This is a genomic window from Qipengyuania sp. (genome assembly GCF_042095715.1).
In the GTDB taxonomy this organism is placed as follows: domain Bacteria; phylum Pseudomonadota; class Alphaproteobacteria; order Sphingomonadales; family Sphingomonadaceae; genus Qipengyuania.
Genome location: NZ_JBELMO010000012.1, coordinates 48,785 through 56,788 on the forward strand (window position 1 = coordinate 48,785; position 8,004 = coordinate 56,788).

General features: G+C 64.9%; 11 protein-coding genes. 3 read left to right on the top strand and 8 right to left on the bottom strand.

The window, feature by feature from the left end; translation table 11 throughout:
* The first annotated feature begins 2 nt into the window (after positions 1-2).
* Together ACFDTG_RS05065 and ACFDTG_RS05070 are read left to right on the top strand one after the other, a co-directional pair.
* Positions 3-965: an alpha/beta hydrolase gene (locus ACFDTG_RS05065; protein WP_375289925.1), complete on the top strand. Its 963-nt coding sequence runs from the start codon at positions 3-5 to the stop codon at positions 963-965.
* Positions 962-1,273 carry a hypothetical protein gene (locus ACFDTG_RS05070; protein WP_375289926.1) on the top strand — a complete coding sequence of 104 codons (312 nt, stop codon included), beginning with the start codon at positions 962-964 and terminating at the stop codon, positions 1,271-1,273. Before ACFDTG_RS05065 ends, ACFDTG_RS05070 begins: the two co-directional genes overlap by 4 nt.
* Here the strand turns inward: ACFDTG_RS05070 and ACFDTG_RS05075 are convergent, their stop codons facing one another.
* From ACFDTG_RS05075 to xth, 3 genes are all read right to left on the bottom strand, one after another.
* A complete protein-coding gene (locus tag ACFDTG_RS05075; protein ID WP_375289927.1) occupies positions 1,274-1,981 on the bottom strand; it encodes a tetratricopeptide repeat protein in 708 nt (235 codons plus the stop codon).
* A gap of 100 nt (positions 1,982-2,081) precedes the next feature.
* Positions 2,082-3,107 (bottom strand): GTP cyclohydrolase II, encoded by a 1,026-nt coding sequence (gene ribA, locus ACFDTG_RS05080; protein ID WP_375289928.1) that lies wholly within the window; start codon positions 3,105-3,107, stop codon positions 2,082-2,084.
* A 47-nt stretch (positions 3,108-3,154) separates the two neighbouring features.
* Positions 3,155-3,958, bottom strand: a complete 804-nt coding sequence (gene xth / locus ACFDTG_RS05085) for an exodeoxyribonuclease III (RefSeq protein WP_375289929.1) — start codon at positions 3,956-3,958, stop codon at positions 3,155-3,157.
* A 94-nt stretch (positions 3,959-4,052) separates the two neighbouring features.
* Here xth and ACFDTG_RS05090 point away from each other — a divergent pair, with 94 nt between their 5' ends.
* Positions 4,053-5,429 (top strand): alkaline phosphatase, encoded by a 1,377-nt coding sequence (locus ACFDTG_RS05090; RefSeq protein WP_375289930.1) that lies wholly within the window; start codon positions 4,053-4,055, stop codon positions 5,427-5,429.
* Between the two features lie 221 nt (positions 5,430-5,650).
* Here ACFDTG_RS05090 and ACFDTG_RS05095 read toward each other — a convergent pair whose 3' ends face one another.
* The 5 genes from ACFDTG_RS05095 to ACFDTG_RS05115 all read right to left on the bottom strand — a co-directional run.
* Positions 5,651-6,310, bottom strand: coding sequence for an outer membrane lipoprotein carrier protein LolA (locus ACFDTG_RS05095; protein WP_375289931.1), 660 nt, complete (start codon positions 6,308-6,310; stop codon positions 5,651-5,653).
* Between the two features lie 70 nt (positions 6,311-6,380).
* Entirely contained in the window at positions 6,381-6,548 is a 168-nt protein-coding gene (gene rpmG / locus ACFDTG_RS05100) for a 50S ribosomal protein L33 (protein WP_375289933.1), read from the bottom strand.
* Positions 6,549-6,671: 123 nt separating this feature from the next.
* The gene (arfB, locus tag ACFDTG_RS05105) at positions 6,672-7,076 is read right to left on the bottom strand and encodes an alternative ribosome rescue aminoacyl-tRNA hydrolase ArfB (protein ID WP_375289934.1); all 405 of its coding nucleotides are present in this window, start codon (positions 7,074-7,076) and stop codon (positions 6,672-6,674) included.
* A complete protein-coding gene (locus ACFDTG_RS05110; RefSeq protein WP_375289935.1) occupies positions 7,069-7,725 on the bottom strand; it encodes an RluA family pseudouridine synthase in 657 nt (218 codons plus the stop codon). The genes arfB and ACFDTG_RS05110 overlap by 8 nt, the downstream gene beginning before the upstream one ends.
* A partial coding sequence (locus tag ACFDTG_RS05115; protein ID WP_375289936.1) for an aminotransferase class IV occupies positions 7,722-8,004 on the bottom strand: 283 nt, incomplete at its 5' end. The genes ACFDTG_RS05115 and ACFDTG_RS05110, both read right to left, overlap by 4 nt.

Below are 8,004 nucleotides of genomic sequence, written 5' to 3' on the forward strand. Positions count from 1 at the left end.
CCATGACGAAGATCAGGACAGTGACGAAGACGGGCATGGCGGCGATCGCACTTGCCGCCGGGACCGTGGCGCAAGCGGGCGAACCGATCACGGCACCGGGCCCGGCAGGCGATCTGTCCGGAACGCTGGTGCGGCCCGCCGCTGACAAACCCGTGATCCTCATCATCCCCGGCTCCGGTCCCACGGATCGCGATGGCAACAGTCCCTTGGGTATTTCCGCCGGTTCCTATCGCCTGCTGGCCGAAGGACTTGCAGACGAGGGGATAGGATCGATCAGGATCGACAAGCGCGGCATGTTCGCCAGCAAAGACGCGGTGGCGGACGCCAATGCCGTGAGGCTGAGCGACTACAGGCAGGATGTCGCCGCGTGGATCGCGTCGGCCCGCACTGCGACTGGCGCTGAGTGCCTTTGGCTTGCGGGGCACAGCGAAGGGGGGCTGGTGGCGCTGGCGTCCGCCGATCTCGACGGGGTTTGCGGCCTTGTGCTGCTGGCCACGCCGGGCAGGCCCCTTGGCGTTCTCCTGCGCGAACAGCTGCGGGCCAACCCCGCAAATGCGCCGCTGTTGTCGCAAGCGGACGAAGCCATCGCCGCTTTGGAAAAAGGCGAGCGTTACGACACCACCGCCATGCATCCGGCACTGAAATCCTTGTTCAATGAAGCCGTGCAGGATTTTCTCATCGACATGATGGCCTTCGATCCGGCGGACAAGGCATCGTCCGCCCCGGTTCCCCTGCTGATCGTGCAGGGCGGAGAGGATCTTCAGGTCGGCGCCGAAGACGGCGCGGCGCTGCAAGCCGCGCGACCGGACGCCGGTTTCGTCAGGCTCGCGACCATGAACCACGTCCTGAAGGATGTACCCGAAGGTGACCGTGCGGCCAATCTGGCGACCTATGGCGACCCCGACCGCCCGCTGGCTGCGGGTCTGGTGGATGCCATAACCGATTTTCTGGAGGGTCACCGGTGAGTGGAGGCCCGCGCTTCCGCTATTACAAGGCGGGCATGAGCAGGCAGATAACACCGGTCAATCTTGCCGGATGGATCGCGCTGACGGTGTGGGCGGTCGCGCTCGTCCTGATGATCTGGGGTATCAGCGTGAGCCTGCGCGGCTTGCAGGATCCGATCTATCGCGCAGGCGCGGTAATCGGCTGCTCGCTGCTCAGCATGATCTGGCTGGTCGGCGGCGTTTTATGGATGAAGGCGCGAAGCGAAATCATCGATGCCGACGCATTGTACGATCGGCAAAAGGCGAAAAACGGCGAAGGAAAACGCTGATCAGCGCCCCATCGATGCGGTCCGGACACCGGCCATGACGATGCGGTCGTAGGCGTCCGCGATCTGGTTCGCGCGCGCGAACACCGGCGCCGCCTCTGGCGACGAAGCGGAAGGCATATACTGACCAAGCAGGGACTTCGCATCCCCGTTGCCCGCAGCGGCCGCGACCAGCCAGTGCGCCAGCGCCTCTCTCATATCGCGTTTGACCCCTTGGCCGTTCGCGTAGAGGATTCCGATCCCTTCCAGACCATGTGCATTGCCCATGTGCGCCGCCGCCTGGTAATAGCGCATTGCCGCTTCGAAGTCCTGATCGACGCCTCGCCCGGCGGCGTACATCACGCCCAAGCTTGCGGCGGCCCCGGAGGTGCGGTCCGCGGCGGCTTCGCGAAACAGTTGGATCGCTTCGCTCGCGGTCCCTTCGGTCAAATTCCGATCGATCATGACGCCAAGACGCCACTTGGCAAACGCATCGCCCTCGCCGGCCGCAGCCCGATAGTACCCGGCCGCCCTGGCGGCATCCGCGGTTACGCCATGGCCGCTTTCGTACAGCCAGCCCAACGTCGCAATTGCGACCGGATCACCGGTCTGGGCATTCAGTTGAACGCCGGCGGCAGTTGGCAGCGGGTTATGGATGGGCTGAGCGGCGAGCGGCGCGCTTGCCGCGAGGGCAAGTGCCGTCGCGGCGGAGACGCCGAGCGGACTGCTCATCGAATTTCCAGTATGTTGCGACCCAAAGGGCTTTACCTTTGCTTAACCAAGCGCCGCAACCGTGTTCGGTTCCCGAGGCAACTGATACCAAGCAAAAAAATCAGGGAATGAGATGCCCTGCCCGGTCACGCTTGGTCGCCAGATAGTGATGATTGTGAACGCCAGGGGCCAACGCGAGGGACACCCTTTCGGTCACGGTAATGCCTGCCGCTTCGAAGGCGGCGACCTTTTCCGGGTTGTTCGTAAGCAGACGCACCCGCCCCACTCCCATCAGTTCCAGCATTCGGGCGGCGACCGGAAAATCGCGCGCCTCGGCGGGAAGGCCAAGCCGCGTGTTGGCGTCGAGCGTGTCGAAACCCTGGTCCTGCAGACGATAGGCGCGCAGCTTGTTGACCAGCCCGATACCGCGCCCTTCCTGACGCATGTAGAGCACCGCACCCCAGCCGCCCCGCTGCGCTTCCTCCGCGATAGCGGCAAGCGCAGCGTCGAGCTGGGGACCGCAATCGCACTTGAGACTGCCGAACACGTCGCCCGTCAGGCACTCGGAATGCAACCGGACGAGGGGTACACGGCCTTCCGTCCGCTGCCCGATCACGAGCGCGGCATGTTCGCGGATGTCGTCGGTGCTGCGAAAGGCGATGATTTCCGCATCCTCAAGTGCCTCTACCGGCAGGCGGGCCCGCGTCGCGATCTGGAGGCGGGAGGGGTTCATCAGCGCGCCGATGTCTTGCGCGAATACTGCCTGCGCCTCCCCAGCCCCTGATGGGTCGACGAGGAAGGCTGGCAGAATGCCCGCGATACGCGCCAGTTCCAGCGCCGCCGTCGCCTGAGCGCGCCAGTGGAGAGGCATCGCCTTGAACGGGCCCTTTAGAGGGCTGGCGAGATCGCGGGACGGGTCGGCCACGGTCTGCGCTGCCGAAAGGTCGAAAGGGTCGGCTCCGCGCAGCAATACCGGCGTGCCCGGCACCGCCGCTTCCCGCTGATTGGCCAGTTTCAGGGTCGCGGCGCGGCTTGCGGATACCAGCATCGAACCGGCAGCCAGCCCTTCCCCGAAAGCGGTTTCCACCGGTTGCAGCACCGGCGCGCCCGGAAGTGCGAGCGGCCAGCCATGCCGCAGGGCATCCACCGCCTGCGCCGCGCGCCGTGCAGGTGAGGCCGGAGGCAAGCCGTCGCTCAGAACGTGAACTCCGTGACCAGCGGCACATGGTCGCTCGGCTTTTCCCAGCCGCGCGTGTCCTCGATCACCGCATGGCCGGTCGTCTGCGCCGCCAGCGCGGGGCTGGCCCACATATGGTCGAGCCTGCGGCCCCGGTCGCCCACCCGCCAGTCCTTGGCGCGATAGCTCCACCAGGAATAATAGCGCTGCGGATCGGGAATATGCCGGCGCCCGATGTCGGCCCAGCCATGCGCATCCATGAAGCGCTGCAGGCTCTCGACCTCGATCGGCGTGTGGCTGACCACCTTCAGCAGCGCCTTGTGATTCCACACATCGCTTTCGAGCGGCGCGACGTTGAAATCGCCCACGATCAGCGTGGGCCGTTCGATCGTGTCCGCCCAGCGCGCCATCCGCTCCAGAAAATCGAGCTTCTGGCCGAACTTGGGGTTCACGGTGCGATCCGGCTCGTCACCGCCGGCCGGGATATAGACATTCTCGATCACCATGCCCTGCATGGCGGGATCGGTCAGTTCCACGCCGATGTGCCGCGCTTCGCCGTTGTCCTGCCAATCATGCCTGGAGAAATCGCGGATCGGCACGCGGCTGACAGTGGCCACCCCGTGATAGCCTTTCTGCCCATGCACGGCGATATGTTCGTACCCGGCGGCGCGGAAGGCTTCGAAGGGGAACTGGTGCTCCTGGCACTTGATCTCCTGCAGGCACAGAACATCGGGGGCCTGTTCGGTGAGGAACCGTTCGACCTGATCGATGCGCAGGCGAACGGAGTTGATGTTCCAGGTGGCAACCGAAAGCGTGGGCATGGCCGGTCAGTTAGGTGGCCTTCACGCAAATGTCACCTTGCTCCGTGATGTGGAGACGATACGAGCGAGCCCAGCCACCGAACGGGAACCCATCATGACCATACGCCTTGTCGCCGCCCTTCTTCTCGCGCTGCCACTGGCGGCCTGCGCGACGGATCAGAACCGCCCCGTTACGCAGCTTTCGCCGCCCGCGAGGGCCAAGAACGTCATCCTGTTCATCGGCGACGGCATGGGCATTTCCACCATCACCGCGGCGCGGATCTACGAGGGGCAGAAGCGCGGCGAAACCGGCGAGGAGAATCTGCTCAGCTTCGAACGCTTTCCGCAGACCGCACTGGTGAAGACCTACAACACCAATGCGCAGGTCCCCGACAGCGCCGGCACGGCAAGCGCGTTGAACGCGGGCGTGAAGACCAGCATCGGCGTGATCAATGTGGACCACAGCGTGCCCAAGGGCGATTGCGCGGCCGGTATGGCCAATCCGCTGCCGATCACGGCGGAAGCCGCCCGCCAGGCCGGCCTCAACATCGGCATCGTCACCACGGCGCGGTTGACCCATGCGACCCCGGCCGCCGTCTACGCGCACAGCCCGGACAGGGACTGGGAGTCGGACAAGGACATTCCGGCAGCCGAGCGGGCCAAGGGATGCCAAGACATAGCCAGCCAGCTCCTGAACTTCCCCTTCGATGTGGCGCTGGGCGGAGGAATGGGCAAGTTCGCAGGTGCGGGCCGGCTCGCGCCCGACGACATCGCCAAGGGCTGGGCCGCTCGCACGGGGGGCAGCTTCGTCCAGACCGCATCGGCGCTGGCTGCGGCGCCTGCCAACAAGCCCGTCCTCGGCCTCTTCAGCCCCAGCCACATGACCTACATGGCGGATCGCACGGCAGACAGCGGGGAGCCCACCCTTACCGACATGACCGCAGCCGCGCTTTCGCGCCTGGGCGGCAAGCAGGCCGGCTATTACCTGATGGTGGAAGGGGGACGCATCGATCACGCCCATCACGCGGGCCAGGCGGGGTACGCGCTGGAGGAGACGGTCGAGTTCGCCCGTGCCGTGCAATACGCGCTGGAGCATACCGATCCCGCCGAAACGCTGATCCTGGTCACCGCGGATCACAGCCATGTGTTCACCATCGCCGGCTACCCCAGGCGCGGCAATCCGATCCTGGGTCTGGTCACCGGTGGCGGCGAAGGCGAAGGATCACCCGACCAGCCAGCACTGGCGGCGGATGGCAAGCCGTACACTACGCTCGGCTATGCCAACGGACCCGGTGCCGTGAAAGGCGAACGCGGCGTGCCGGAGACCGGTCTGCATGCCCATCAGCAGGCACTGGTCCCACTGGGATCGGAGACCCATGGGGGCGAGGATGTGGCCCTCTATGCAACCGGTCCGGGTTCCCAGGCGGTGCATGGCGTGATGGAGCAGAACGTGATCCAGCAAGTCATCGCCGGAGCGCTGGGGCTGGAGTGAGGGCATGAAAAAACCCTCGTGCCGGGGGCATTGGCACGAGGGTCCTTCATGCGTTCGTCACGCTTGGACAGAACGGGGTACCGAAGGTCGAGGTAACAGGGGGGAAAACCCGCCTTCAACCGCTCTGTGAGACCATATTTAGGGCTCCGCGGCTTTCGATCCGATGAACGCGACGTATCGGATTGTCGCGGGTTTCGCGCAAACCGGAGGTAAACCGTTACCTAGCGGCGACCGCCCGTTCGGCGCGGATCGGTGAACCTGAATTTGCTGTCAGAAACCTGCGCGCCGTAGTTCTGGTTCTTCAGCCGCACTGTGGTGCGGTTGTTCTGCGCATCCAGCGCGACCCAGTTGGTGAGTTCCAGCCCACCCGGCGCCTTCGCATCGCGCACGAAGATCAGCGTGATGACGCCGTATTCGGGATGCTTCTTGTCGCGCACCTCGACGCTTACGACGTCAGGATGATCGCTGGGGACCAGCTTGCCGTAGGTCTTCACGTCGCGACTGGGATCCAGCAGCGCACCCAGCGGCGAATTGCCGATGGGCCAGCGCTGGACCTGCTTGACCTCGTAATCGACCAGATAAAGCGACTTGCCATTCGACACGACGAGCATGTTCGCGCTCTTGTCGTATTCGAAGCGGATCTTGCCCGGTCTCTTGAGATAGAGCTTGCCCGGAATGGTCGCGCCATTGCGGTCGGTCTGGGTAAAGTCCGCCGTCAGGGTCGAAATGCCGCGCAAAGCCTCGACAGCGCGGTCGAGGTCGCCCGCAGCGGCGCTTACCGGTGTCGGCGCGGCGGCAAAACTGGCTGGAACGGCAACGCCCAGCGCCACGGCAAATGCGGCGCCAAGCGGCTTTTTCGGAATTTTGTGCAAGATCGTCATGCTCCGGTATATGGGTTCGGAGCGTTGAACTGCCACTGAATGCAGGGTGTTCCCGTTATTCAGCCAGCGCTTACTTGATCTTCGCTTCCTTGAACTCGACATGCTTGCGCGCGACGGGATCGTACTTCTTGAAGACGAACTTTTCCGTGTGGTTGCGCGGATTTTTCTTGGTCACATAGTAGAAGCCCGTGTCGGCAGTCGAGACGAGCTTGATCTTGACGGTGGTGGGCTTCGCCATGGTCTTATCCTGAAAATGTCGGTTTACCGGGGCCTTGCGCCCCCAAAAAAACAAAAGGCGGCGGAAAGCCCCGCCGCTTGCGCGCGGCCAATGCGCGATTCCATGGGAAAAGTCAACTGCGGCCTACCAGTCCACCTTGCCCCGATTGGCCTTCACGGTTCCGCGCACTTTCTTGGCCTTGAGCCGCTGGGTTTTGCCCACGCGGTTGAGGCGGCTTTTCTTGCGCGCCTTGGGCGGGGTAAGCGCATCATCGATCAAATTTGCCAGGCGCTTGCGCGCTGCATCACGGTTTTCGGCCTGCGTGCGATATTCGCTGGCGGTCAGGATGAGTTCGCCCGACTTGGTGAGCTTGCTTCCTGCCAGATCCTGCAACCGGTGGTATGCGCCCGGGGTCAAACCGATTGCGAAGACATCGACCCGCAGTTGCACACTGGATGCGACCTTGTTGACGTTCTGCCCGCCGGGCCCCGAGCCGGCGATGAATTTTTCTTCGGCGATCTCCAGCGCGCGCTGTGTCGCATTACGCATCCGCAAACCCCAGCGCCGCGAAATCGGCGGGCAGAGGCGCGGTGGCGGCGATCGCGGGCTTGCCCGTTCTCGGCACGTCCAGGCCCGCAGCGTGGAGCATGGTCCTGCGGGCGCCCTTGGCGCTCCCGTAGACCGGATCGCCCAGAAGGGGCATGCCGATCCCGCTCGCGGCATGGACGCGGATCTGGTGCGTGCGTCCGGTCTCGGGCCGGAATTCGACCAGCGCCAGTCCGCCCTGCTCGCCAAGGACCCGCCAATGGGTGACCGATGGCTTGCCCTTGCGCGCGGGGATCATCCGCCAGCCCTTCTGCGCGCTGCTGATCTTGGCGAGCGCCAGTTCGACCGTGCCTTCGCTGCGCGGCGGAACGGCCGCCAGCACCCCCAGATAGCGCTTCCCCACCAGCTTCTCCTCGAAAGCTCTTGCAAAGCGCTTCAGCGCCTTGGAATTGCGGGCGAGAAGCAGGCAGCCGCTGGTATCCGTGTCGAGCCGATGGACGGGCAGCGGCGCATGATGGAAGCCCAGCTTGAGCGCATCCATGTGATCGGACAGCGCGGCCCCGCCCTTGCGCGGCGTCTCGATCGGCAGGCCGCCCGGCTTGTCGATCACCAGGGCCTCGGCATCTTCGAAGAGAATGGGCGGATGGCTCACGACAGCAGCCGCGCCTCATGCAGCCCGCGAAGGGCATTGCCGAGCAGGAAGCCGCCTTCCAGATCCGCCACCGTCACCTCTTCTTCCCGGGCTTTGCCCTCGCCGATCAGCCGCCCCCGGAGGATGCCCGGTAGAAGCCCGAGCCTGACAGGCGGCGTCACCAGCATCCCGTCCCGCGCGACGAACACGTTGGATGTGCTTCCTTCCGTCACCAGTCCATCGTCCCGCACGAAGATCGCCTCGTCGGCCCCCTCGGCCAGGGCGACACGGCGCCCGTCC